The organism is Modestobacter marinus (genome assembly GCF_019799945.1).
Lineage (GTDB): Bacteria > Actinomycetota > Actinomycetes > Mycobacteriales > Geodermatophilaceae > Modestobacter > Modestobacter marinus_B.
In genome coordinates this window covers 1-24,824 of sequence record NZ_JABGCH010000046.1, presented here as the reverse complement: position 1 = coordinate 24,824, position 24,824 = coordinate 1, and the positions used below count along the sequence as shown (strand labels likewise).

Sequence of the window (24,824 nt, the reverse complement as noted above, 5' to 3'; positions counted from 1 at the left end):
TGCTCGGCGACCGCGGCTACGCTGAGGCGCCCGCGCTGGGTGACCAGCATCGCGATGGCCTGCTGGCGTTCCTCCGGATACAGCGGACCCTCCCTCCCGCCGGCCAGCTGCGCCCGGCTCTGTGGTGACAACCTGTGCTTCTACTCAGGGGCCGAAGTCGACGTCAGCGTGGCGGGTGCCCGGTGAGGCGTCTGGGCTTCCCAGCCGTCGGGTGAGGCCGTCGTGCAGGACATCGGCGTTGTCCACGTACCACTGACGCGTCGCGTGCGCCCGCTCCATGGCGCCACCGGCCCAGTAGTCGGAGAACGCCGCGTGACCGGTCGCGGCGGCGGTGCCGACGACGTCGTAACACCAGTCGTGGTTCTGCAGCACCGCGCACACGAGTCGACCGCGGTCGACATCGGCAAGCCCGTAGCTGTCGACGAACAGCCGGAATCGGGCGATGGCCCGGCCGCGCCGGGCGTCGTCGATGTAGCGCTCGGGCCGGAGCGGCGCCCACAGTCGAGCGGCACAGGCGACGTCCCAGACCCGGCTGCCGGGGCTGGCCAGGTCGAAGTCGATGAGCGCCACGGCCCGCCCGTCCCGGAAGACGACGTTGTCCAGGTTGGGGTCGTTGTGGCTGACCAGGTCCCCGGCGAACGGCGGGGTCGGCGAGGGGGGCCACACGTGGGGCGTGGGATCGAAGTCTGCGACCGCGCGGTGGTATTCGCGCAACAGCGTGGCCACGCTGACCAGCGCCTCATCCGTGAGGGCCCACGCCGGGTACGGCGGCGTGATCGCGGTCCCGGGGACGTAGGACAGGACTTCACGGCCCTGGTCGTCCACGCCGAGGAAGCGAGGAGCCCCAGTGAACCCGACGTCGGCCAGGTGAAGCAGCAGTGCATGCGTGGCCGAGCCGGTGGCGCGTGGTGGGCGTCGGACGGTGTCCCCGATCCGGACGACCTGGCCCCGGTTCGCCATGCCTCCGGGGAGGGGGACCTCGCGTTCGCTCTTCGCGTGCATGCGTCGCTCCAGGTGCTGGTCCTCGGGGGTCTCCGAGACCCTCACTTCTCGAGGAGGGCGCGGGCGAGGGCAGTGTGCGTCACGATGCCATCCACGAGTCCGCTCCGGAGGGTGGCGAGGACTGCGGGGGCCTTGGCCGTGCCGTAGGGGATGACGATGACCTCGGGGATGGAGCGCATCTCCTCCGCGTTGATGACGATCATGCGTTCGGCCAGCTCTGTGTGCACGGGCGTGCCGTCGGCGGACAGGAACACGCCGGAGACGTCCGCGCACACGCCCGCCTGGCGCAGTGCCTCTCGGTCCTCCGCAGTCGAGACGTCATACAGGACCGACTGTCCGGGCTCCCACAGCCCCACCCCGGCCACGGCCTTGGTGACGTGAGGCAGTTGCCCGAAGGCCCGCGCCACCTCGGGTTGCTGCCGCAGGACGCGGGCCGTCGTGGCGTCGGGGACGGTGAGCGGCGCGTAGAAGTAGTGGGCCTGGCCCCCGGAGCGAGCCGCGACCTCCCGCACGACGTCGACGGAGGCGTCCATCCCGTCGGGCAGCGACAGGGCTCCGGACAGCTGGACCACGGGGGTGCCGGGTAGGGGGGGCAGGGCCTGGGCCATGGCACTGACCGCTCGCGCCCAGGCCATCCCGAGCACGTCCTGAGGGGTGATGAGCTCGGCGAGCAGTTGGGCCGCCGCCCGCCCGAGGTGCCCCCGAAGTGACTCCGCGTTGTCGTCTGGCGTGTCGATGACGACCGCGTGCTGCAGGGCGAAACGTTCCTGGAGCCGACCGGACAGCTCGACGTCGAGCTCGCCGGGATGACGGATCTCGATCCGTACGAGCCCGCTCTCCCGCGCGGCCTCGAGCAGCCGAGCAACCTTGAACCGGTTCAGCCCGAACTCCTCGGCGATCTCGACCTTCGACCGTCCGTCGAGGTAGTACCGGCGCGCGATGGACGCCGTGAGCACGACCTCGGCAAGTCCGGCGCCCTCGACGGCCATTCGCCCTCCTCTGCTCGTACGAGCATTCCGCTGCTCATTCTGGCACAGGCCCTTGACGATCCACCCCCTCGGGGTAAGACTCACCACACAACATCTGAGGTCGACGTAGCTCATATGAGCAGCACGTTCGATCCAACTCTTGCGGAGGAGCGCCGTGCCCAGACGCGTGCAGGCAACTCTCGCCGTGACGATGGCGACGGCACTAGCGGCCGGGGTCAGCGGATGCGCAGGGTGGGGCGGTGGCCCCAGCGGCGGCGGCCCGAACAGCATCAACGTGCTGATGGTCAACAACCCGCAGATGGTCGACCTGCAGCAGCTGACCGCGGAGCACTTCACCGCAGAGACCGGCATCGAGGTCAACTTCACGGTCCTGCCGGAGAACGACGTCCGGGACAAGATCAGCCAGGAGTTCTCTAGCCAGGCCGGTCAGTACGACGTCGCCACGCTGAGCAATTTCGAGATCCCGATCTACGCCCGCAGCGAGTGGATCGCCCCGCTGGACGACTACGTCGCGGCGGATGCCGAGTTCGACCAGGCCGACATCCTGGCGCCGATGACGGCGTCCCTGTCTGGTGACGACGGAAGGCTCTACGGCGAGCCGTTCTACGGCGAGTCGTCGTTCCTGATGTACCGCCAGGACGTGCTCGATGCCGAGGGCATCACGATGCCGGCGAACCCGACCTGGCAGCAGGTCGCCGACATCGCGGCGCGGGTCGACGGCGTCGAGCCGGGGATGGCCGGCATCTGCCTGCGCGGCCAGCCCGGCTGGGGGCAGGTCTTCGCCCCCCTGACCACCGTGGTCAACACCTTCGGCGGGACCTGGTTCACCGAGGACTGGGAGCCCGGGGTCGACAGTCCGGAGTTCCGGGAGGCCGTGCAGTTCTACGTGGACCTGGTCCGCGAGCACGGTGAGGTCGGTGCGCCGCAGGCCGGCTTCACCGAGTGCCTCAACAACCTGATCCAGGGCAACGTCGCCATGTGGTACGACGCGACCTCGGCCGCGGGCTCACTCGAGGCCGATGACTCGCCGGTCAAGGGCCTGATCGGCTACGCGGCCGCGCCGGTGGTCGAGACCGACAGCTCGGGGTGGCTGTACGCGTGGTCCTGGAGCATCCAGCAGGCCAGCTCCAAGAAGGACGCCGCCTGGGAGTTCATCTCATGGGCCTCCAGCCGGGAGTACGAGGAACTGGTCGGAAACGAGCTGGGCTGGAGTCGCGTTCCCGCCGGCAAGCGGGCGTCGACCTACGAGAACCCCGACTACCTGGCCGAGGCATCGGCGTTCGCCGACCCCACCCTGGCTGCCATCGAGTCGGCCGACCCGAACGACCCGGGCGTCCAACCTCGGCCGGCGCCCGGCATCCAGTTCATGGGCATCCCGGAGTTCCCGGATTTGGCGACCCAGGTGTCCCAGGACGTCAGCTCGGCGATCGCCGGCCGGATGACCGTGGACGAGGCACTGGAACGAGGACAGCAGCTCGCCGACGACGTCGCCGAGCGGTACCGCACCCGGGAGGCGGAGTGACCAGGCCGGCAGGACGACACCAGGGGAAGGCGGCGGCATGAGCACGACCCTCGAGGCCGGCCGTGGACGCGGGCAGCAACCGCCGACACCGCCTCCGCCACCCTCACCGCCGGCCGGCGGAGCGCTCCGCCGTTCCGCCGACTGGGCCCGCCGGGCGCCGCTGCTCCCTGCGCTCGTCTTCACGATCATCGTGACCCAGCTGCCGTTCGTGGTCACCCTGATCGTGTCCTTCATGGACTGGAACGCGTACTACCCGGACGAGCGCGGCTTCGCGGGCCTACGGAACTACGCGAGCGTGCTCACCGACGTCAACATGCGCCGGGCCATCCTCGTCACGGTCGTCCTCACTGCGGTCGTCGTCCTGGTCAGCCTGCTGCTCGGAATGGGCATCGCGCTGCTGCTCGATCGCAAATTCCGCGGGCGGGGCGTGGTGCGCACCATGATGATCACCCCATTCCTCATCGTTCCGGTGGCCGCCGCGCTGCTGTGGAAGCACGCCCTCTTCAACCCCGAGTACGGCCTGCTCAACGGGATGCTCACGACGGTGTGGCGGTTGTTCGGCTCGGACAGCCCGCCGCAGCCGGACTGGATCACCGCGGCCCCGCTGGTCTCCGTGGAGGTCGCCCTCATCTGGCAGTGGACGCCGTTCATGATGCTGATCCTGCTGGCGGGACTGCAGAGCCGGCCGCTGGACGTCATCGAGGCGGCGCACATCGACGGCGCCACCAACTGGCAGATCTTCCGCTACATGACCTTCCCGCACCTGCGCCGTTACCTGGAGCTGGGCGGACTGCTCGGGTCGATCTACATCGTGCAGAACTTCGACGCGGTCTTCACGATCACCTCGGGCGGGCTGGGCACCGCGAACCTTCCGTACGTGATCTACCAGACCTTCTACCAGGCCCACGACTACGGCCGGGCGTCGGCCGCAGGAGTGGTCGTGGTCATCGGCACCATCGCCATCGCCACCTTCGCGCTGCGGACGGTGTCGACCCTGTTCCAGGAGGAGAACGCGCGATGAGCTCGATCACCGACATCGGGCCGGTGCCGGCCACCCGTACCCCCGAGGGCGAGGAGCGCGAGCCGCGGAAGCCGCGGGCCGGTGCCCTCCTGGGGCTGGCGGCGTGGCTGATCGGGTTCCTGTTCGTGGTGCCCGTGCTGTGGATGGTCCTGACCTCGCTGCACAGCGAGGAGGACGCCGCGACCAACCCGCCGTCGATCCTCGCCCCGCTGACCCTGGACGGCTACCAGAGCTTCTTCGGTGTGGGCACCGGCGCGAACCCCTGGCCCTCGCTGCTGAACTCGCTGACCGCCAGCGTGATCTCCACGATCGTGGTGCTGGTGCTGGCCATCCCGGCTGCCTACGCCCTGTCGATCAAGCCGGTGCGCAAGTGGACCGACGTGATGTTCTTCTTCCTCTCCACCCGGATGCTGCCGATCGTGGCCGGCCTGCTGCCCATCTACCTGTTCGCCCAGTGGAGCGGGCTGCTGGACAACATCTGGCTGCTCATCGTCCTGTACACGGCGATGAACCTGCCGATCGCGGTGTGGATGATGCGCTCGTTCCTCGCCGAGGTCCCGGTGGAGATCCTCGAGGCGGCGTCCATGGACGGAGCGGGGTTGTTGCTGACCCTGCGACGGGTGGTGGCGCCGATCGTCCTGCCGGGCATCGCGGCGACGTCGTTGATCTGCTTCATCTTCAGCTGGAACGAGCTACTGCTCGCCCGGACCCTGACCGGGACCGTGGCACAGACGGCCCCGGGGTACCTGACCGGGTTCGTGACCAGTCAGGGGCTGTTCCTGGCCCAGGTCTGCGCAGCGGCGTTCGTGGTCTCGCTGCCCGTGCTGATCGCCGGTTTCGCCGCCCAAGACAAGCTGGTCCAGGGGCTGTCGCTGGGAGCGGTCAAGTGAGCCGGCCGGGGACCACGATGCGGGTCTCCGTCCTGCGGGGCGTGGGCGACGTCGTCGTCGAGGAGCGGCCCGTCCCGGAGGCCGGTCCCGGGCAGGTGGTCGTGCGCGTGGCGTCGGTGGGGGTGTGCGGATCCGACGTCCACTACTACGAGCACGGGCGGATCGGGCAGTACGTCGTCGAGTCCCCCCTCGTGCTGGGGCACGAGGCGGCAGGCGAGGTGGTCGATGTCGGACCCGGGGTCACGTCCCCGGCCGTCGGCCAGCGCGTGTCGGTGGAGCCGGGCGTCCCGGACCTGGAGTGTGAGCAGTGCCTGGCGGGCCGGTACAACCTCTGCCCAAACATGCGCTTCTTCGCGACCCCGCCCATCGACGGCGCGTTCGCCGAGTACGTCGTGGTGCACGCCGCCTTCGCTCACCCCGTGCCCGACGGCATCAGCGACGACGCCGCCGCGCTGCTCGAACCCCTGTCCGTGGGGATCTGGGCGTGCCGCAAGGGCGGGGTGAGCGCCGGCTCCCGAGTCCTCATCACCGGCGCCGGGCCGATCGGGCTGGTCAGCGTCCAGGCCGCCCGCGCGTTCGGTGCCACCGACATCACGGTGTCCGACGTCAACCCCGCCCGGCTCGCGCTCGCCCGCGACCTCGGCGCCACCGAGGTCGTCGACGCACGGACGGCGAGCGTCCTTGACCTGCCACGGCGACCGGAGGTGCTGCTGGAGTGCTCGGGCAACGCCGCGGCCACCGTCCAAGGAATCCGTGCACTGGCCCCGGCCGGTCGCGCCGTCCTGGTCGGGATGGGCGGCGACGAGCTGCCGCTGCCGCTGTCGGTCGTGCAGGAACGCGAACTCGAGGTGACCGGCACCTTCCGCTACGCCGGGACCTGGCCGACGGCCATCGCGCTCGTCGCGGCCGGGCGGATCGACCTCGACCGCCTCGTCACCGGCAGCTACGCACTGGGGGAAGCCGAGGACGCGTTGACCGCGAGCCGCCGTGACCCGCAGTCGGTGAAGGTCGTCGTCCACCCGCAGCTCTGATCCCTCTATCCACGTCACCACGGCCCGTCCGACCAAGGAGAGAACCTGATGGCCTCCGTCACCTACGACCGGGCGAGTCGCATCTACCCCGGCTCCGAGAAGCCCGCGGTCGACGCGCTCGACCTCCAGATCGCCGACGGGGAGTTCCTCGTCCTCGTCGGCCCGTCCGGCTGCGGCAAGTCGACCAGCCTTCGGATGCTCGCCGGCCTGGAGGACATCGACCGGGGCGCCATCCGCATCGGGGACCGCGACGTCACGCACTTGAAGTCGAAGGACCGCGACATCGCCATGGTGTTCCAGAGTTACGCGTTGTACCCGCACATGACGGTCGGGGACAACATGGGTTTCGCGTTGAAGATCGCCGGGGTCAGCAAGGACGAGATCACCAAGCGGGTCGCCGGGGCTGCCAAGATCCTGGACCTAGAGCCGTTCCTGGACCGCAAGCCGAAGGCCCTCTCCGGCGGCCAGCGTCAGCGGGTGGCCATGGGCCGGGCCATCGTCCGCTCGCCGCAGGTCTTTCTGATGGACGAGCCGCTGTCCAACCTCGACGCCAAACTCCGGGTGCAGACCCGCACCCAGATCGCCGCCCTGCAGCGCCGGTTGGCCACGACCACCGTCTACGTCACCCATGACCAGGTCGAGGCGATGACCATGGGTGATCGGGTAGCGGTGCTCCGCGCCGGGATCCTCGAGCAGTGCGACACGCCCCTGCGGCTCTACCAGGAGCCGGCCAACGTCTTCGTCGCCGGGTTCATCGGCTCACCGGGCATGAACATCGCGGACTTCCGGCTCGAGGACGGGCAGGCGGTGCTCGGGAGGGCCCGCCTCCCGTTGACCACCGCGGCCCTCACCGCGTTGTCCAAGGAGAACGCCGACCACGTCGTCGTCGGCTTCCGTCCGGAGTCCCTCGACCTCGTCACGGAGCAGGTTGCCGGTGCCTTCCCCGTGGACGTGGGGGTCGTGGAGGAGCTCGGCTCCGACGCTTTCCTGCACGGGTCGCTGCCCGAGCTGCGTCAGGATGCCGGACCGTTGGGCGAGACCATCGTCGCCCGGGTGGACCCCGCCCGGCCACCCGCCAAGGGGGAGCGGGTGTACCTGCGCATCCAGCAGGGGAAGGAGCACCTCTTCTCGCCGTCCACCGGCCTTCGACTGCCGACCTGAGCCCGAGAGCAGCGGAGGACCCGCCGTGCCGTCGCTCGCCACCGGGACTCTGCCGTCCCTGGCCGGCTCGCTGCCCGTGCCGTCCTACGACCGCTCCCGGCTGCGGGCCGGGATCGTGCACCTGGGGGTCGGCGCATTCCACCGCTCCCATCAGGCGATGTACGTCGACCGTCTTCTGGAGCAGGGCCGGGGGCAGGACTGGGCGATCTGCGGTGTGGGCGTGCTGCCGTCGGACCGCCGGATGGCCGAGGTCATGGCGGCCCAGGACTGTCTGTACACGCTGGTGGTCAAGCACGCCGACGGCACCTTCGAGCCGCGGGTGGTGGGGTCGATCATCGAGTACCTCCTCGCCCCCGACGATCCGGACGCCGTGGTCGAGAAGATGGCGGCCGCGACGACGCGGATCGTCTCCCTCACGGTGACCGAGGGCGGCTACAACATCGATCCCGTGACCGGTGAGTTCGACGCGGCGGACCCCGGTGTCGTCCACGACCTGCAGCCCGGCGCCGTGCCGGCGACGTCCTTCGGCCTGATCACGGAGGCGCTGGTCCGCCGGCGGCAGCGGGGCCTCACCCCGTTCACCGTGGTGTCCTGCGACAACATCCAGGGCAACGGCGACGTCGCCCGGCGGACCTTCACCGCCTTCGCCGGCCTGCGCGACCGCGACCTGGCCGCATGGATCGAGCGTGAGGTCCCGTTCCCGAACTCCATGGTCGACCGCATCACCCCTGCCACGACGGACGAGGAGCGGGCCGAGGTCGCCCGACGCTTCGACGTCGAGGACGGCTGGCCGGTGGTCTGCGAGCCCTTCACCCAGTGGGTCCTCGAGGACCACTTCAGCCTCGGCCGCCCGCCCTTGGAGCACGTCGGTGTCCAGCTCGTGGACGACGTCGAGCCCTATGAGCTGATGAAGCTGCGGCTGCTCAACGCCGGCCACCAGGGGCTGGCCTACCTCGGCCGCCTCGCCGGCTACCGACTCGTCCACGACGCCGCGCAGGACCCTCTCTTCGAGCGCTTCCTGCTCGGCTACATGGAGGAGGAGGCGACCCCGACCCTGCGGCCGGTCCCGGGGATCGACCTCGACGACTACCGGAAGAACCTCATCGCCCGCTTCTCCAACCCGGCCATCCGGGACACCCTGGCCCGGCTGGCCTTCGACGGCTCGGAGCGGCTGCCCAAGTGGCTTCTCCCGGTCGTCCGGGAGAACCTGGCCAGCGGTGGCGAGGTGCGTCGGTCGGCCACGGTGGTCGCCGGCTGGGCCCGGTACGCCGAGGGCGTCGACGAGGAGGGACAGCCGATCGAGGTCGTGGACCGCAGGCGGGACTCGCTGGTGGCGGGGGCCCGGCGCCAGCGGGAGGACCCGCTCGCGTTCATCGCCGATCGCGACCTGTTCGGGGATCTGGTCGACGACGAGCGCTTCACGACGGCCTATCTGGCCGCGCTCAGGTCCCTGCACGAGCGAGGGGCTCGCGCGACGCTCGAGGCCGTGGTCGACGCCCTCGGGTGGACACCGTCCGTCCCGTCGGGCGGAACCGGGCCCGCGGGTTGACTCAGGTGTTCGACGCAGGTGGTCGTCGTCATCGGGCAGGCGCTGGTCGATCTGGTGGGGGGCGGGGGAGTCGCACGTTCGTCGCGCACGCGGGTGGGAGTCCCGCCAACGTCGCTCTCGGGGGGCCCGGCTGGAGCACTCCGTCACGCTCGTGACTCGCCTGGACGTCGACGTCTTGGCGAGATGGTGACCGCCCACGTGCGTCGCGCGAGCCCACCGGCGCGCCGGTGCTCCGGGCGCAGTCGGTGACCTCGGTCGAGCCGCCGGCTGGGCCGTATGAGGGAGCCGGAATCCCGGGGGGCTGCGCGGTCGGTGGAGTGGAGTCGTGTCCGCGCGCTGGCGGCGAGGTGCGCGCCCGGGATGCGCTACGGCGCCGAGCCTGGCCCTACGTTCAGGTGGGTGCGACGACGTCCGCTGCGGGTGCTCGTGTCGGGTGCGGGTATTGCCGGTGCGACCGTGGCCGGCCTTCTCGGCAGGGCGGGCCACCAGGTGGTCGTGGTCGAACGCGACCAGGGGGTGCGCTCCAGCGGCAGCCCGGTCGACGTCCGCGAGCCGGCGTACGACGTCGTGGAGGGCCTGGGACTCCTGCCGCGGCTGCGGGACGTCGCCACAGACGTGCGCGAGGTGGCGTTCGTCGACGCGGTAGGGCATCGCGTCGCCGCCCTCGGCACCCGTCGCAGCCGCGACCGGGAGTTGGAGGTGGACCGGACCGATCTCAGCGCAGCCCTGGTGGACGTCGCCCGGCCGGTGGCGGAGTTCCGCTTCGGCGAGGCAGTCGCGGGGATCCGGCCGGATGCACGCGGCGCGGAGGTCATCTTCGAGCGGTCGGCGGCCGAGCGGTTCGACCTCGTGGTCGGCTCCGACGGTGTGCATTCCCGCGTCCGCCGCCTGGTGTTCGGGCCGGAGGCCGGCTACGTGCGGCAGCTGGGCATGTACGTCGCCACTGTCCGGCTCTCCGGGGTCGCACAGCGGGGCGACCCCGTGCTGATGCACAACGTCCCGGATGCGGCGGTCGCCGTCCACCCGGCCGGCGGCCGCCCCGGCGTCGCGTTCCTGTTCCGGTCGGCACGACGGATCGATCCTCGAGACGCCGTCGCCTCGCGGGCTCTGCTCGCGGAGGTGTACGGCTCTCTCCGATGGCGGGTGCCCGAGCTGCTCGCCGCCTACCTCGCCGCCGCGGACACCTACTTCGACGCCGTGTGCCGGGTGCGCACCCCGACGTGGTCCCACGGTCCCGTGACGCTGCTGGGCGACGCGGCCTCGTGCGTCTCGTTGTTCGGCGACGGTTCCACCGCAGCGATCGTCGGCGCGTGGACGCTCGCGGAGTCCCTCGACGGCCACGACAGCCTCCCGGCCGCTCTCGCCGACTACGAGCGGCGACACCGCGGGTTCGCGGCCCGGGGGCAGCGGGCGGTGCCGGTCGTCTCGCATCTGCTGGTCCCCAGCACCCGGATCGGTGTCGGGGTCAGGAACGCTGCGCTGCGGGTCGTCGGCCGGCGCAGCACGACCCGGTGACTGGCGCGCCGGGCAGCATCGGGTCTGTCACCGCGGGGATGCCACTGGGCGCGCCTGACCACCATTGTTCCTCGTCCGCGACAGGTCGCCTCCGTTCGCGGCCGCGCCGTTTCCCGCCTGACCTGCATGGATGCACATCAGCGGCCGACGGCAACTGCCTTCTCACGTCCGGGGGGCAGGGGTCGCAGGTTCAAGGTCCGTCAGCCCGACAGCTTGACCGCTGGTCAGAGGCGGGTCACCCGGATCGGGTGGCCACCGGGACAGCGGCAGCGCTCAGCCAGGACCCCGGGCGGACCTCAGCTTTCTCGGGACAGGCCGCAGAACGGACATGCCGGCTGAGTGTTAGGAGCGACCTGGTACCCCCGCACACGCCCCGGCAGCCCGTGTTGAGCCCGGCCCGGAGACGACAACGACGAGTTCACACGGTGGGTACGTACAGCCTGAACATCGAGCTGAGGTGGTCGAGCACGGGTTGGGCGGTGGCAGGCTGGCTGCGGAAGGCGACGTACCCGTCGGGTCGCACCAGGTAGAGCGATTCAGCCGCGGCTGCGTAGCGCTGGTGGACGTCGCGGTCCGGGTCGAGGACCACCTCGACGTGATTCAGTCCGTCCGGCCTGCGGTCGTCAGGCACCACGAGGTAGGCGCGGACGTCCTCGCCCAGCGCAGCGCCCACCTGTCGTGCGGTCGTAGCCAACCGCTGGTATCCGGCTTCGGTCGGGGCGGGGCCGTCGAACAGCAGGAGCGTGAAGTGCGTGCCCCGGAAGAGGTCGAAGAGCCGCGTCGGCGCGCCGCTGTCGCCGCGACGCCCCTGGGCGTCCGGTGCGCGGTCGCCGGCGCGCGGGCCGTAACGGAACCGGACGTGGTCGACCACGCCGGCCGCCTCCCCGTCGCCGACGAGGTCCACGGTGGCCGTCTCGCGGGCCAGCGAGCTGTTCCGGTAGCCCACGTCGAGCTCGGCGACGCCATCGAGGAGCCGGTTCTGGACCGCCGGCAGCCGCAGGGCCGGTACGAGGACCCGGTCACGGAGGAAGGTCATGACGGGATGAGGGGAGAAGACGGCGCTGTGGCCGAGGTCGCTGCTCTCGAGCACGGCGCGGGCGGGCATCCGCTCTTCCTGGTACGTGTCGAGGAGGGGATGACCCGCACGCCCCCGGAGGACGCCGTCGAGCTTCCAGCCGAGGTTGTACGCGTCCTGGATGCCGGTGTTCATGCCCTGGCCGCCCGCCGGGCTGTGCACGTGGGCGGCGTCGCCGGCCAGGAGCACGCGGCCCGCACGGTAGCGGTCGACGATGGCGACTCGGGGGCTGAAGTCGGAGAGCCACGTGGCGTCGGTCAGCCGCACGTCCCCGAGGTCCCGCTCGTCGAACAGACGCTGGAACAGCTCCAGGGACGCCGGCTCGAGGTCGCCGGAGGCGTCCGGCTGGACGCCGGCCTGCACCTGCCAGGTCCCGCTCCCGTCGAGCGGGTCGGCGGCGAGGTAACGGTCGTCGTCGAACCAGGCGAACGACGTACCGTCGGCAGGCAGCCCCTCGATCCGGACGTCACCCAGGACGAAGTGCTCCTCGTGGCTGCCGCCGCGCATCGTGATGCCGGTCAGTGTCCGTACCGTGCTGCTGCCGCCGTCGCAGCCGACCACGAAGGCGGTCCGGATCTCCTCGCTGGCGCCGGTGTCGTGATGGACGACGGTGGCGGTGACACCGTGGGCGTCCTGGTCGAGCCGGATCAGCTCGCGCGCGAACTGGACGGCGCCGCCGAGCTCTGACAATCGCGTCCGCAGCACCTGCTCCGTCCGCCACTGCGGCAGGACGACCAGGTTCGGATAGGGGACTCCGGGCTGCGGCGGGCGCGCGGGTACGTCCAGGTCCAGGGCGAGCCGCCCGCGCGAGTACAGGCGCAGGCGGTGATGGGTCCGGCCGGCGGCCAGGGCGGCCCCCGCGATCCCCAGGTCGTCGAGGACCTCGAGGCTGCGCGGTTGCAGGCCCTTGCCCCGGGACCAGGTGTGGGGCCTGGCGGCCCGGTCGATGATCCTGCAGTCGACGCCGCGGCGGCGCAGGTCGCAGGCCAGCGTGAGCCCGGTGGGGCCCGCGCCGACGACGAGCACGTCCGTGCTGGCGCTCATGGTGGTCAGCCCTCCAGGAGCTGGGACGGGGAACGGCCGTCGAGGAACTGGCGCCAGGTGCAGCCGCCGGAGCGGTTGCCGGGGACGAGGTTGGCGCCCGCGCGGAGCGCCGCGGAGGACGCGCCGGGCAGGGGGACCTTCACGACCGGACGGTGACGTCCGGTCCTCCGGAGGCGGTCGCGGACGAGCTCCACGACCGGGAACGCCTCCGGTCCGCCGAGGTCGGGCAGCCTGCCCGCCGGCTCCGCCGCCACGGCGTCGGCCAGTCGCCGGGCGACCTCGTCCACGTCGATCGGCTGGACCCGCCACCCGCGCGGCACGGGCACGACCGGCAGCCCGGTCATGCGGTCGAGCAGCTGCAGCACGAAGTCGTGGAACTGGGTGGTGCGCAGGACGGTCCACGGCAGCCCGAATCCCTCGATGGTCCGCTCGGCGGCCAGCTTGGACCGGTAGTACTCGGTCGGGATGCGGTCGACGCCGACGATGGACACGTAGACGACGTGCGGTCGGCCGGCGTCGCGCGCCGCCTCCAGCAGCCGCTCGGTTCCTCCCACGTCGACCGTCCCGGATCTCCGCGGATCCGTGGCGCAGTGGACGATCGTGGTGGTCCCGGCCACCGCCTGGGCGAGGCCGGCCCCGGTGCTGAGGTCCGCCACGACCACGTCGGCGCCGGGCACCGGTGGTGCGGCCGGGCTCCGGCTCAGGATCCGCACCGTGTGGCCGTCGGCCGCCAGGGCACGGACCACCCGGCGCCCGAGCTGTCCGGTGCCGCCGGTGACGAGCACGCTGGTCATCACACATCCCTCCGTCAGGACTGGTCGGGGAGAGAAGCGTCGCCGCCGGGCCTTGACGGACGGTTGGCCCGCCGCACCTGCCTCACGTCAAGCGGGCGTCAAGCCGCCGCGAGCACCGTCGGGACGAGACACCCCAGCCCCTTGGAGGGACGATGACCTCCCGCGGCTCACCGGCCGGCATCGTCTTCCGGCGGCTCGTCGCAGACTCGGAGCGGCGACAGGCCGCACGGTTGCTGCCGGACTGCGGCCTCGACGACCACGACTCGGCCTGCAACTGGTACGGCCTGTGCGACCTGACCGCGACCGAGGGCAACGGTCTCGCGGGAGTGGTGGTGGTCCGCCCCCTCGGACGCACCGCGGCTCGGTTGTGCGGCCTGGCCGTGTCGGCGGCCTACCGGGATCCTTCCCTCGGACGCCGGCTGGTGTGCGAGGTCGCGGACCTGCTCCGGGCGTCGGGCGTCGAGGAGCTCACCGTCCCGCCCGCTCTCGACCGGCGGGCCGCCGCGCTGCTCGCCCGGGTCGGTTTCGTCCCGCGGGTGCGGGATCAGGGCTGCGGAACGGGGTGGTCGCGGCTGCCGCTGTGACGGTGGGGCGCGACCGCTCGGGACGTCTCGAGGGCCCGCTCCAGCAGCATGACGGACCCCTGTCCGCGGGCGACGGCGGCCGCCCGCCGGAGAGCGCCCTGGGCTTCCTCGGGACGCGGTGGCCTCAGCGCGACCAGGGCCAGCGCGCGCAGGCGGTGCAACTCGGACTCGTAGGAGCGTTCTCCCGTCCGCGCGACCCGGGCCAGGGCGTCATCGAGGAGGTGCAGGGCCTCGAGCGGCTCGTCGTTGCACAGGTGTGCCTCGGCCAGCAGCCCGAGGCCCCAGCCGACCAGGTGCTGGGTGCCGCCGGCCTCGATCCGCGCCAGCTGGTCGCGCAGGTCGGGGATCGCGGTCGCAGCGTCGCCCTCGATCGCGCGCACCCACCCCAGCACCACTGCCGCGTATCCGGCCGGCCAGGGGAGGTTCCATCGCTCGGCCAGCTCCAACGCCTCGGTCGCCCACTCGCGTGCCGCCGACGGGTCGCGGCGCATGGCGGAGACGAGGGGCTGCTCCGGTGACGGTGAGAGAACGCGCGAACGGGTGTCCCTCGCGCGACGCCCCGACGGCCATGGCCAGCAGGTGGACCCCCGCGTCGGCATCACCAAGGGAGGTGAGCACCGCGGCCAGCTGCAGTTGCAGCTCGATCCTCGGTGGCAGGAACTCCCGGCCGTCCACCGGGCCCGACATCTGCAGCCCCTGCTCGAGGTGCTCCCTGGCAGCGGTCAGCCGGCCCTGGGACCACAGCGTGCGCCCCAGGGACAGCTGGCTCAGGACGAACACGTCCGGGTCGTCGCCCTGCCCGGCGATGTCGAGCATCACCGCGGCCAGGGCGGCGGCAGCCTGGTGGTCGGCGCGGGCGAAGGCCACCTCGTACAGGCTGCGGCAGGAGGCCAGCAGAGCGGGGGTGTCGCCGAGCTGGTCGGCCAGCTCACGGGCTCGGGCGAAGCAGGCCCACGCGTGCTGGCAGCCACTGCCGTGCAGCTGGACGAGCAGCGTGCCGAGACGCCGCTGGACGGCCAGTTCGGAGGCGGCGCGTCCGGCCGTCGGCGCTGCGGTGGCCAGCAGGTCCAGGCTGCGGCGCAGCTGCCGTTCGGCCTCCTCGTGGGCGAAGGTGTCGAGGCACAGCTCGGCCGCGGCGATCACGTGCGGGATCGCCTGCTCGGCGCCGACCACCGGAGCGGCCAGCCACCAGTGCTGGGCCAACTGGAGGACGTGGTCAGCGTCGTCGCCGCGGTGATCGAGCAGCGCCTGTCCCACGCGGGCGTGCAGCCGGGACCGACGTGCACGGCTGATCTCGCCGTAGATGGCCTCGCGGATCAACGCGTGCGCGAAGCGGAAGCGGCCCACCGTCGCCGGGTCCTCGACGACGAGGCCGGCGGACACGGTCAGCTCGACGGCGGCGAGCGCGTCGTCGTCGTCCACCCCGGTCACCGCACGGACGACGTCCAGGTCGAACTCCTGACCGATGACGGCCGCGACCAGGAGCACGGTGCGGGTCTGATCAGGAAGCCGGCCCAGACGTCGGCGGAGGACGTCGCGCACGCCGGCGGGGACCTGTTGTGCGACCAGCGACGCCGCCTCGCTCGCGGTCCGTTCCGGCCAGCCATTGGCGCCGAGCAGGCGGAGGACCTCGATGACGAAGAACGGGTTGCCACCGGTGCGGTCACTGATCAGCCGGGCCAACTCGTCGTCCGGGTCCGTACCGGCGTGGGACGCCACGACCCGGGCCACGTCCGCGACTCCGAGGCCGGCCAGGTCCAGCCGGTCCACCGGGGCCGTGCGTGCCAGCTCGGCCAGCGTGTCGGCGAGCGGCTCCGCGCCGTCCAGCGTCCGGTCGCGGTAGGTCACCAGGACCACGATGGGGGCGTCGGCCAGCGTCGGGGCGAGGTGGCTCAGCAGCCGAAGGGAGGCGACGTCCGCCCACTGCAGGTCGTCGAGGACCACCAGCAGGCGTCGGGCGGAGGCGAGGTCCCGCAGCGCCCCGGTGGCTGCCTGGCAGACCCGGAAGCGGGCCGCCTCCGGGTCGACCACCGGCGCGGCGGCCCGAGGTTCGCCGCCCGCCAGTTCCTGCAGGATGCGGGCCAGCTGGGCGGTGTCGGCGGCCGACTCCGCGGCGGGCGGCCGGCCCGATCCGTCGCCCAGCAGGTCGCGGAGCACCTGTGTCCACGGCCAGAACGGCGGGGCCCCGGCGTCCTGGTCGCTCCGACCCCAGGCCACCGTGACGCCGGACAGGCGGGCGCGCCGGATCGCCTCCTCGGCGAGTCGCGTCTTGCCGATCCCGGGCTCACCCGCCACCAGGATGATCCGTCCCTGCCCGGCCGACGTCCCGGCCAGCGCCCGGTCGATCACCTCCAGCTGCCCGTCACGGCCGACCAGGCCGCCAGGTGTCGCGGGAGGCACGACGCCCGGGGGGCTCACCGCCGGACCCGGGATCCCCGGTGCCGCCGCGGGAGGTCGCCCGGCCCCGCTGCTCTGGACGGTAGCCGCCGTCCAGTCCAGGTGGGGGGCCTGGGCCAGGATGTCCCGTTGGAGGTGCCGGAGCGCCTGTCCGGGGTCGAGGCCGAGCTCCTCGCGCAGTTGCCTGCGGAACTGCTGATAGCTCTGCAGCGCCTCCGCCTGCCGTCCGCAGCGGTAGAGCGCCGCCATGCGCAGACCCTGGAGACGCTCCCGGAAGGGGTGCTCCGCAGAGAGCTGCTCGAGCTCGGCGGCGATCCTGGCGTGCCGGCCGAGGGCCAGGTCGGCGCTCAACCGACCCTCCAACGCGGTCAGCCGGACATCGTCCAGGCGGGCTCGCTCGGCCTGGACGAAGGGAGCATCACCGAAGTCCGCCAGGACGGGTCCACGCCACAGCCGGAGGGCCTCCTCCAGGGTCTCCGCGGCACGCGTTGCCTCGTCCTGCTGCAGGAGATCGTGCCCCGTCTGCGCCAGCGTCTCGAACCGCGCGGCGTCGAGGTCCTCCGGCCGCACCACGATGCGGTAGCCGGGCGCCTGGTTGACGATCACGGTCGCCGGTGCACCGGGGGTGCGCTGCGGTTCCAGCAGCCGACGCAGATGTGAGACGTAGGCCTGCAACGACGCGAGGGCCTGCGGCGGCGACTGCCGCCCCCACACCTCCTCCACCAACCGGTCGAGCGACACGACCCGGCCGGCGTCGAGCAGCAGGATCGCCAGGACGGCGCGCTGCTTCGGCCGCCCGAGGGCCAGCGGCCGCCCGGCATCGCGGACCTGCAGCGGCCCGAGGATCTCGAACTGCACCGCCCACCTGCCTCTCCGGCCCCGCCCGGCTGGCCGTCGGGTCATCCTGCCCCGCGGTGGCCCGGATTCCGCCCCCCGTCGGCGTCGCTGCGTCCTCGCCCCGTCAAGCGGATGCCCACGATCCGTCAAGCCGCGGTCTCGACGCTGCTCCCGTGATCCGGTCCCCGCGCCGACACCGATCCCCTTCCTTCCCGGAGGCCCGCATGCGACTCGCCATCAAGCTGCTGCTGGTGTGGTTCACCCTCTTCGGATTCACGATCGGCGTCTGGCAGGCCGTCTTCCCGGCCTCCTTCTACGCCGACTTCCCCGGGATGGGACACCACTGGGTCAGCCCGGACAATCCCTACAACGAGCACCTGCTCCGCGACGTCGGTCTGGGCAATCTCGCCGTCGGCACCGTCGCGCTCGTCGCGCTCCTGACCGGTGTCGTGTGGGTGGCCCGCGCCGTCGGCCTGGCCGTGGTCGTGGTGGACCTGCCCCACCAGCTCTACCACCAGGTCCACGTGTCGGTCCTGCCCACCACGACCGACCAGGTCCTGCAGTCGGGAAGCCTCGCCGCGGTCAGCCTGGCCGCGATCGCGCTGGTGGTCCTGGCGTTCCGGGTGCCGGCCGCGCCCGCTCCCACCGCACCGCCGACCACCTACCGCGCACCCGCGCCGGCTTCCACCTAGGAGATCTCATGGACATCGCGCAGGTCCTCGCCGACTTCGGCGACTGGGCGTTCGACCGCCACGCCAACGTGCTCAGCTGGTACATCCGGCCGCTCTTCCTGTTGCCGCTGGCCTGGTTCGCCCATCGCCGCAGCGGCTGGGGCATCGCCGGCACGCTCGTCGCCCTCGCCACCAGCATCTTCTGGTTCCCCGCGCCCGCGCAGCCCGATCCGCGGGTGCTGGAGTTCCTCGACTTCGAGCGGAAGTGGCTCACCGGCACGTGGGACCTCCAGAAGGTCGCGCAGGCGATGCTCGCTCCGCTCGCACTGACCGCCTACTGCACGGCCTTCTGGCGGCGGTCGGTCCTCTGGGGCCTGGCGCTCCTCAACGTCATGGCCGCCGGCAAGTTGCTGTGGGGCGTCGTCGTCGGCGACGGCTCCGCATGGGCGATGACCGTGCCGGCGCTGGTCGGGCTGCTGATCTGCGACGCCGCCGTGCTCGAGGGGCTGCGGCGGCTGCGGGCGCGCCGGGAGCGGGACGCGAGCCGGCCGGCGCCCCGTCCCCTGGCGTCGTCGACGGCCACCTCCTGACGCTCCCGCCCGCCGGTCTCCCTGGCTGGAAAGGACCACTTCGATGACCACCGCCAACCCTCCCTCGGCCGCCACGGTCTGCATCGCCGGCTGCGGGCCCGCCGGGGCGATGCTCGGCCTCCTCCTGGCCCGCGCGGGCATCGACGTCGTCGTCCTGGAGAAGCACGCGGACTTCCTGCGTGACTTCCGCGGCGACACGGTGCACGCCTCGACGATGCAGGTGCTGGCCGAACTGGACCTGCTGGAGGGCTTCGAGGAGCTGCCCCAGCAGCGCACGACCACCATCACGCTGATGACCGACGACGGGTTGGTCCCGCTCGGAGAGTTCACCCGGCTCCCGGGCCGGTTCCAGTGCCTGTCGATGGTGCCGCAGTACGAGTTCCTGGACTTCCTCACCTCCGAAGCCGCGAAGTCCTCCTCCTTCGCACTCCACCGCCGCGTGGAGGTGGTGGGACTCATCGAGGAGGACGGCACGGTGACCGGGGTCCGCTACCGGCGCACGGACGGCGACGGTGCCCAGGGGGAGTTGCGTGCGGTGCTCACCGTCGCCGCCGACGGACGCCACTCCGCGGTGCGCCGAGCAGCCGGCATGTCCGTGGTCGAGTTCGGCGCCCCGCTCGACGTGCTCTGGTACCGCCTCCCCAAGAGCCCTGGGGATCCGGAGGCGTCCTTCGCGCGGCTGGTGCCCGGCCGGTTGCTCCCGATGATCGACCGGGGCAGCTACTGGCAGGGCGCCTACACCATGCCGAAGGGCACGGTGGCGTCGCTGAGGGCGGCGGGCATCGAGGCGCTCCGAGCAGAGGTGAGACAAGCCATGCCCTTCCTGGGCGACCGGGTCGACACGGCCCTGCGCAGCTGGGACGACACCGGCTTCCTGGAGGTCCGGGTCAACCGGCTGCGCCGCTGGTACCGGCCGGGGCTGTTGTGCATCGGTGACGCCGCCCATGCCATGTCCCCGGTCGCGGGGGTCGGGATCAACCTGGCCGTCCAGGACGCCGTGGCCGCCGCCAACGCCCTCGTCCCACCCCTGCTCAGAGGGACCGTGACACCCCGGGACCTCCGGCGGGTGCAGCGCCGCCGCGACCTCCCCACGCGGGTCACCCAAGCTGGTGCAGCGCGGCGTCCAGCGGCAGATGTTCGGCGCGGCGGCAGCGCCGGGCCGGTCCCGCGGGGTTCCGGCCCCGCTGCGCCTCCTGTCCCGGATACCGCTCCTGCTGCGACTGTTCTCCCGTTTCATGGCCATCGGGATCCGGAACGAGCACGTCGCCAGGGTGGCGCAGGCGATGCCCGTCGGGACCAGCTTGCCGGGATCTCCGCAGCTCGAGGTCCCGGGTTCCGGACGGCCCGCGGTCGCGGCCGTCCGCGGCGCGAGGCCGCGGTCGGCGAGCGGCCCCCGATGAGCACGCCCGTCGCCTCGCAGCGGCGACTGGCGGGTCGCATCCGCCGGCACCCCGTCGGGAGCTTCCTCGCCTGGTCCCTCCCCGTCAGTCAGGCGATCGCCTTCCAGCCCGTCCTCGCGCCTGCGTGGTACGACGTGGACCTGCCCACGGCCCCCTTCGTCGTCGCGGCCAACCTGGTCGGGCTGCTGCTGCCGGCGGTCGTCGTCACCCGCGTCGTCGACGGGCCGGCGGGGGTTCGCGCGCTGTGGAGGCGCGCGGTCCGGGTGCGGGTGCCCCTGCGCTGGTACGGGGCGGCCCTGGTCGTCGTCCCAGTGGCGACCACGGCGATGGCCGTGGCCCTGCTCGGGCCGCCCGAGGGAACCGGCTGGGTGCTCGCCTCGGCCCTGGTCTCGGGACTGCTGGTCCAGCTGCTCCTAGTGTTCCTCACCACGAACTGGGCGGAGGAGGTGGCCTGGACGGGCTTCCTCCAGAACCGACTGCAGGATCGGCACGGGCCGGTGCGGGCCGCGCTGGCGACCGGGCCGTTGTTCGCGCTGCAGCACGCCTCCCTGGCGGCCGGCAACGGCTGGCTCGGTACGACCGCCGTCCTGCTCTTCATCACCGCGACGGCCGTGCCGTTCCGGTTCCTGCAGGGGTGGGTCGCCAACCGGACAGGCAGCCTCTTCGTCGTCGGTCTGGTGCACGCGGCAGGGAACGCGACGACCGGCGGCGGCGGATTCGGCGGTCCCGGCTTCCTGCCCCGGCTGTACCTCGACGACGCGGCGGGCCCGGTGCACCTGCTGGCCAGCGCGGCCCTGGGTCTGGTCGTCATGGCCGCCACCAGCGGCCGACTGGGTCGCGCAGCGGCGCGCGACGCCTCCGCCCTGACCGGCTCCGGGCCTTCCGCACTCGAGGGGTTCCCGGTGCGGCCGGCCGGCGCCGTCCCGACTGGCCGGCGGCCACCGTCGCGTCGAGCGCCCGAGTCCCCGGCGAGCCGACGGTGACCGGCGCGGCGCTCTACCGCCTGGCCAGCCGCGGGCTGCCACGGCTGCCGTTCCCGCTCAACGTCCGGATCCAGCGGCTGGGGCGCACGCCTCGTCCTCCGGGAGCGCTGCTGGCCGGTCAGCTCGGGCAGACGCTGGCCGCGGGCGGGGTGCCAGTCACATGGGTCCGTTCCTCGGCGGCCGACCGCGGCGCGCTCGTCTACCTGCACGGCGGCTCGTACGTGACGGGGCCGGTGCCCGGCCAGTGGCGCTGGCTGACCGTGCTCAGCGCAGAGCTGTCGGCGGCGGCCGTCATGATCGACTACCGGCTGGCGCCCGAGCACCCGCACCCGGCGGCGCTGGAGGACGTCGTCGCCGCCCTGCAGGCACTGACGTCGGCCGAGGTGCTGCGACCCGGTCGCTGGGCGTTGGCTGGGGACAGCTCCGGCGGCGCCCTGGCGCTCGTCGCCACCCGGACCCTGATCGCCGCCGGGAGCCCCTTGCCGGCGGCACTGGTGCTCATGGCGCCGTGGGTCGACCTGACCCTCGCCAATCCACAGATCCCCCGGACCGAGCCCGCCGACCCGGTCCTCACCCGCCGGTTCCTGCAGCCGTCGGCCGAGGCCTACGCCGGCCGGACCCCGCTGAGCGACCACCGGCTGTCCCCGCTGTACGGCGACCTGGCCGGGCTCCCGCCCGTGCACATCACCGCGGGGACCCGCGACATCCTCGTCCACGACGTCCGTCTGCTGCGGCAGCGGCTCCTGGACGCCGGCGTGGCCGTCGATTATCTCGAGGAGCCCGGGGCCCTGCACGCGTATCCCACCCTCGGTGCCGGTCCCGCGGCCGATCGGGCAGTGGCGGCCCAGGCCGCCTTCCTCCGCGGGCGCCTGGACCCGGATCAGACACCCGGGCATGCCGTGCGCTCGGAGAGCGGACCCCCCTTTGCGGCAGTGATCGGCCCTCCCGTGCCGCCTCCCGGAAAGCTCCTCATCCCATCGAAGGAGAACGTCATGTCCAAGCGACTGTCCACCCACGTCGACATCGAGGCCACGCCCGAACGGGTATGGGAGGTGCTCACCGATCTCGCCGCCTACCCGGCCTGGAATCCGTTCATCGTGCGTGCGGAGGGGGCCGTGGCCCCGGGCCGTCGGCTGACGCTGACGATGCAGCCGGTCGGCGGCCGGGTGATGACCGTGCGCCCCCGACTCGTCGAGGTCGCCGTCCACCGCGAGTTGCGGTGGCGCGGCAGGCTGGGCCTCCCCGGGCTGATGGACGCCGAGCACGCCTTCGTGCTCGAGCCTCAGGACGGTGGCACCCGGCTGGTCCACCAGGAGACCTTCCGGGGTGTCCTCGTCCCGTTCGCCGCTGCATCCCTGGACCGGGACACCCTGCCTGCCTTCGTGGCGATGAACGAGGCGCTCAAGAGGCGGGCGGAGGACCCGGCGCGCGCTCGAGCACGTACGGGCCCGGTCGACGACGGCGGCACGGACGCGGGCAGGGCATGAAACGGCGATCCGTGCTCCAGGCGAGCGCCTGCACGGGCGGCGCTGCTGTCGCGGGGAACGCCTTCATCGGGAAGAGGGCGATGGCCTGGTTCCGTGGCCTCACCGCGCCGCGCTGGCAGTTGCCCGTTCCTGCCTTCCTGGTCGTGGGTGGGCTGTACTACGGGCTCATCGGCTACGTGCTGGCACGGAGCATCGATCGTCGCGACGCCCGGAGCACCGCCTGGAGCCTGGCGGTGCTGGTGGCCAACGAGGCCTGGAACGGCGTCTTCTTCGGCCGTCGGAGCACTCGTGCCGGTTTCGCCGGGGTGTGCGCCTTCGTGGTCCCGCTCGTGGCGCTCGAGCGATCGGTCGCGGGGGACGCGCGCTCGCGCAACGCCCTGGCCCCGTACCTGGCCTACGTCCTCATCTACGACCTGCCGTGGACCTACCGGCTGTGGCGACTGAACCCGACCCCGCGCGGAGGCGCCTTCCCTTGACGAGCGACTGACGGGGCCGGCGCCGATCACACGGATCCCGTCGGGTGGAACCCGACTGGCCACCCGTCTGATCGGACGATCGCAGCCGGCTCTGCGTCAGCGACTCGCCCTCCGCCACGGCACTCCTCCGGTGACGTGGTGCAGGTCGTCCCTGGAAGGCCCGAGGGACGCGAGCACCACCATCACGCTCACCGCCCACCAGTACGTGCACCCCGGCCGGGGCCGCCAGGCGGCGAGCCGCTTCGCGGCGTCGCTCGAGGAGTGCAGTGAGGCGCGAAGCACCACCAGGGCTTCACCAGTTCCAACAAGCGGAACACCGGGCTCCTGACCTGCAGGGCACCGGGGCGATGAAGTGTGCGAGGAGCGACTCCTGCTCACGCGCACGGGTCTCGGTGGCCGGGACCGCCACCGCAGGGATCGCTCTGTTGCTCACGCGAGGGAGCGTGGATAGTGCCTCGCGTGGTCGCGCGCTTCCTCGCTCTCCTCTCAGCGGTGCTGGCGGGGCTCCTGGCGGGCGGGATGATCCTGATCGACGTGGTGCTCCTCCCGTTCTGGCGCGGTGTCCCGCCAGAACAGTTCCGGACCTGGTTCGCGGCCCACTCCGACCGGATCCGAACCCTGATGATCCCTCTCGGTGCAGGCGCAGCCGCCGTGAACGCGGCGTCAGCCGTCGTGCACACGGCGAAGGGCCCCCGGGCCGGGGCGGCGTCCGTGGCGGCGGCGGCGGCAGCGGGCGTCGTCGCGATCACCATCACCGTCAACGAGCCGATGAACCACCGGTTCACGGCCGAGCATCTGACGGATGCCGAGACGGCGAGCCTGCTCGAGAGGTGGGCACGGTGGCATCGCCTCCGCGTGGCGCTCGGGGTTCTCGCGACTCTCGGGGCGGCGTCGGCGCTGATGGACAGGAAGTCCTGAGCTGACGTCTCGCTCCGTCCCGAGGCGACTGCGGTTCCCGGAAGCGAACGACGACGGTGGCGTTGTCGCCCCGGCCGAGCTGTGCCCCGGACCAGGGCCAGCGGTACGCACCGGGCGCGTCGACCCGGCGCAGCAGGCGCGTCCGTGCGGAGGAGCCGGTCGTGCGGGGCGTGGCATGCCGGAAGACGTGACGGCGTCCGGATCGACCTCACTCGGGTCCGAGGGCAGGTGACCGTTGCTGCGCACTCGGACGCGTCCTTGACCGGCGCTCCCGACTCGGTCCGCGCACGGGCATCTCGGAACCCGGCTCGGGCCGGCCGGCCCCCGCGGGAGAGGACGGCGACCCGAGGACCTCGGTGAGCACGCGTCCCTCGACGTCGTCGGGCGGGGCGACGCCGAGAAGCGCCGCGATGGTGGGCGCGACGTCGACGATGCTCGGGTTCTCCGGAGCGGCGCCGCGGTGGAATCCGGCACCGGACACCAGGAAGGGGACCTCCAGCTCCTGAGTGCTCCCGTGGGAGGCGCGCGCCTCCCCGGCAGGTGGCTCGGTCAGCGCGAAGCCGTACGGCGGCTGCGCCTCGACGATGAGGTCACCCAACTTGTCGCTGGCCCGCAGGGCCTCCAGATCGACGTCGTCGAGGACCTGCGAGACGTAGGTGGGCGACAGCGACTCCAGCCCGGCCGCGACCTCCGCGCGCCCCTGCTCGGTCGCGGCGCGCCCACGCAGGTGGAGGTCGCCGTAGCGGACCGCGTTGGGAACGACCACCACCTCGGTCGCCGGCGCCGGGGACCGGCCGGGGGTCACGATCTCGGGCACGTAGCCGGCAGCGCTCACGGCATCGAGCACCTGCGGGACGAGCGTCCGGTTCCAGCTGGTCATGCCGTGGT

The 24,824-nt window shown here is 72.4% G+C and carries 20 protein-coding genes; 14 read left to right on the top strand and 6 right to left on the bottom strand.

The features are described from left to right. Positions 1-144: 144 nt before the first annotated feature. Positions 145-1,047: a phosphotransferase gene (locus HK417_RS23015; RefSeq protein WP_308123792.1), complete on the bottom strand. Its 903-nt coding sequence runs from the start codon at positions 1,045-1,047 to the stop codon at positions 145-147. Then, entirely contained in the window at positions 1,044-1,991 is a 948-nt protein-coding gene (locus HK417_RS23010) for a sugar-binding transcriptional regulator (protein WP_222272505.1), read from the bottom strand. The genes HK417_RS23015 and HK417_RS23010 overlap by 4 nt, the downstream gene beginning before the upstream one ends. Positions 1,992-2,145: 154 nt before the next feature. On the opposite strand from HK417_RS23010, the gene HK417_RS23005 reads away from it, so the two are divergent. From HK417_RS23005 to HK417_RS22975, 7 genes are all read left to right on the top strand, one after another. Further along, complete coding sequence (locus HK417_RS23005) at positions 2,146-3,513, top strand: ABC transporter substrate-binding protein (protein ID WP_308123791.1); 1,368 nt, start codon at positions 2,146-2,148, stop codon at positions 3,511-3,513. 37 nt (positions 3,514-3,550) lie between these two features. After that, on the top strand, positions 3,551-4,534 hold the full coding sequence (locus HK417_RS23000; protein WP_222272503.1) for a carbohydrate ABC transporter permease: 984 nt from the start codon (positions 3,551-3,553) through the stop codon (positions 4,532-4,534). Beyond that, on the top strand, positions 4,531-5,424 hold the full coding sequence (locus HK417_RS22995) for a carbohydrate ABC transporter permease (RefSeq protein ID WP_222272501.1): 894 nt from the start codon (positions 4,531-4,533) through the stop codon (positions 5,422-5,424). The genes HK417_RS23000 and HK417_RS22995 overlap by 4 nt, the downstream gene beginning before the upstream one ends. After that, entirely contained in the window at positions 5,421-6,455 is a 1,035-nt protein-coding gene (locus tag HK417_RS22990) for an NAD(P)-dependent alcohol dehydrogenase (protein ID WP_308123789.1), read from the top strand. Before HK417_RS22995 ends, HK417_RS22990 begins: the two co-directional genes overlap by 4 nt. Before the next feature lie 48 nt (positions 6,456-6,503). After that, the gene (locus tag HK417_RS22985) at positions 6,504-7,616 is read left to right on the top strand and encodes an ABC transporter ATP-binding protein (protein ID WP_222272500.1); all 1,113 of its coding nucleotides are present in this window, start codon (positions 6,504-6,506) and stop codon (positions 7,614-7,616) included. Between the two features lie 25 nt (positions 7,617-7,641). Further along, the gene (locus HK417_RS22980; RefSeq protein ID WP_222272498.1) at positions 7,642-9,165 is read left to right on the top strand and encodes a mannitol dehydrogenase family protein; all 1,524 of its coding nucleotides are present in this window, start codon (positions 7,642-7,644) and stop codon (positions 9,163-9,165) included. 399 nt (positions 9,166-9,564) lie between these two features. Next, positions 9,565-10,680 (top strand): FAD-dependent monooxygenase, encoded by a 1,116-nt coding sequence (locus HK417_RS22975; RefSeq protein ID WP_222272493.1) that lies wholly within the window; start codon positions 9,565-9,567, stop codon positions 10,678-10,680. Positions 10,681-11,098: 418 nt separating this feature from the next. On the opposite strand, the gene HK417_RS22970 is transcribed toward HK417_RS22975, so the two are convergent. Continuing rightward, positions 11,099-12,799 carry an FAD-dependent monooxygenase gene (locus HK417_RS22970; RefSeq protein ID WP_222272491.1) on the bottom strand — a complete coding sequence of 567 codons (1,701 nt, stop codon included), beginning with the start codon at positions 12,797-12,799 and terminating at the stop codon, positions 11,099-11,101. 5 nt (positions 12,800-12,804) lie between these two features. Beyond that, a complete protein-coding gene (locus HK417_RS22965; protein ID WP_222272489.1) occupies positions 12,805-13,593 on the bottom strand; it encodes an SDR family oxidoreductase in 789 nt (262 codons plus the stop codon). A 152-nt stretch (positions 13,594-13,745) separates the two neighbouring features. Between HK417_RS22965 and HK417_RS22960 the strand changes: the two genes are divergently transcribed. Next, a complete protein-coding gene (locus tag HK417_RS22960; protein ID WP_222272487.1) occupies positions 13,746-14,177 on the top strand; it encodes a GNAT family N-acetyltransferase in 432 nt (143 codons plus the stop codon). A gap of 210 nt (positions 14,178-14,387) precedes the next feature. Here HK417_RS22960 and HK417_RS22955 read toward each other — a convergent pair whose 3' ends face one another. Beyond that, entirely contained in the window at positions 14,388-17,432 is a 3,045-nt protein-coding gene (locus tag HK417_RS22955) for an AfsR/SARP family transcriptional regulator (protein ID WP_222272485.1), read from the bottom strand. Between the two features lie 203 nt (positions 17,433-17,635). On the opposite strand from HK417_RS22955, the gene HK417_RS22950 reads away from it, so the two are divergent. The 6 genes from HK417_RS22950 (at position 17,636) to HK417_RS22925 (ending at position 23,936) form a co-directional block, all read left to right on the top strand. Continuing rightward, positions 17,636-18,103 carry a hypothetical protein gene (locus HK417_RS22950; RefSeq protein ID WP_222272475.1) on the top strand — a complete coding sequence of 156 codons (468 nt, stop codon included), beginning with the start codon at positions 17,636-17,638 and terminating at the stop codon, positions 18,101-18,103. 8 nt (positions 18,104-18,111) lie between these two features. Continuing rightward, entirely contained in the window at positions 18,112-18,672 is a 561-nt protein-coding gene (locus HK417_RS22945; protein ID WP_222272473.1) for a hypothetical protein, read from the top strand. A 43-nt stretch (positions 18,673-18,715) separates the two neighbouring features. After that, complete coding sequence (locus HK417_RS22940; RefSeq protein ID WP_222272471.1) at positions 18,716-21,055, top strand: FAD-dependent monooxygenase; 2,340 nt, start codon at positions 18,716-18,718, stop codon at positions 21,053-21,055. Continuing rightward, a complete protein-coding gene (locus HK417_RS22935; RefSeq protein WP_222272469.1) occupies positions 21,052-22,542 on the top strand; it encodes an alpha/beta hydrolase fold domain-containing protein in 1,491 nt (496 codons plus the stop codon). Before HK417_RS22940 ends, HK417_RS22935 begins: the two co-directional genes overlap by 4 nt. After that, the gene (locus HK417_RS22930) at positions 22,539-23,018 is read left to right on the top strand and encodes a TspO/MBR family protein (protein ID WP_222272467.1); all 480 of its coding nucleotides are present in this window, start codon (positions 22,539-22,541) and stop codon (positions 23,016-23,018) included. Before HK417_RS22935 ends, HK417_RS22930 begins: the two co-directional genes overlap by 4 nt. Positions 23,019-23,477: 459 nt before the next feature. Beyond that, entirely contained in the window at positions 23,478-23,936 is a 459-nt protein-coding gene (locus HK417_RS22925; protein WP_222272465.1) for an anthrone oxygenase family protein, read from the top strand. 208 nt (positions 23,937-24,144) lie between these two features. Here the strand turns inward: HK417_RS22925 and HK417_RS22920 are convergent. Further along, positions 24,145-24,824: hypothetical protein (locus HK417_RS22920; protein WP_439957940.1), on the bottom strand; the 680-nt coding region annotated here is incomplete at its 5' end.

Coding starts and splice junctions, on each gene's coding strand:
- HK417_RS23010 (WP_222272505.1), bottom strand. CDS start 1,991: ATGGCCGTCGAGGGCGCCGGACTTGCCGAGGTCGTGCTCACGGCGTCC.
- HK417_RS23000 (WP_222272503.1), top strand. CDS start 3,551: ATGAGCACGACCCTCGAGGCCGGCCGTGGACGCGGGCAGCAACCGCCG.
- HK417_RS22995 (WP_222272501.1), top strand. CDS start 4,531: ATGAGCTCGATCACCGACATCGGGCCGGTGCCGGCCACCCGTACCCCC.
- HK417_RS22985 (WP_222272500.1), top strand. CDS start 6,504: ATGGCCTCCGTCACCTACGACCGGGCGAGTCGCATCTACCCCGGCTCC.
- HK417_RS22970 (WP_222272491.1), bottom strand. CDS start 12,799: ATGAGCGCCAGCACGGACGTGCTCGTCGTCGGCGCGGGCCCCACCGGG.
- HK417_RS22965 (WP_222272489.1), bottom strand. CDS start 13,593: ATGACCAGCGTGCTCGTCACCGGCGGCACCGGACAGCTCGGGCGCCGG.
- HK417_RS22960 (WP_222272487.1), top strand. CDS start 13,746: ATGACCTCCCGCGGCTCACCGGCCGGCATCGTCTTCCGGCGGCTCGTC.
- HK417_RS22950 (WP_222272475.1), top strand. CDS start 17,636: ATGCGACTCGCCATCAAGCTGCTGCTGGTGTGGTTCACCCTCTTCGGA.
- HK417_RS22945 (WP_222272473.1), top strand. CDS start 18,112: ATGGACATCGCGCAGGTCCTCGCCGACTTCGGCGACTGGGCGTTCGAC.
- HK417_RS22940 (WP_222272471.1), top strand. CDS start 18,716: ATGACCACCGCCAACCCTCCCTCGGCCGCCACGGTCTGCATCGCCGGC.
- HK417_RS22930 (WP_222272467.1), top strand. CDS start 22,539: ATGAAACGGCGATCCGTGCTCCAGGCGAGCGCCTGCACGGGCGGCGCT.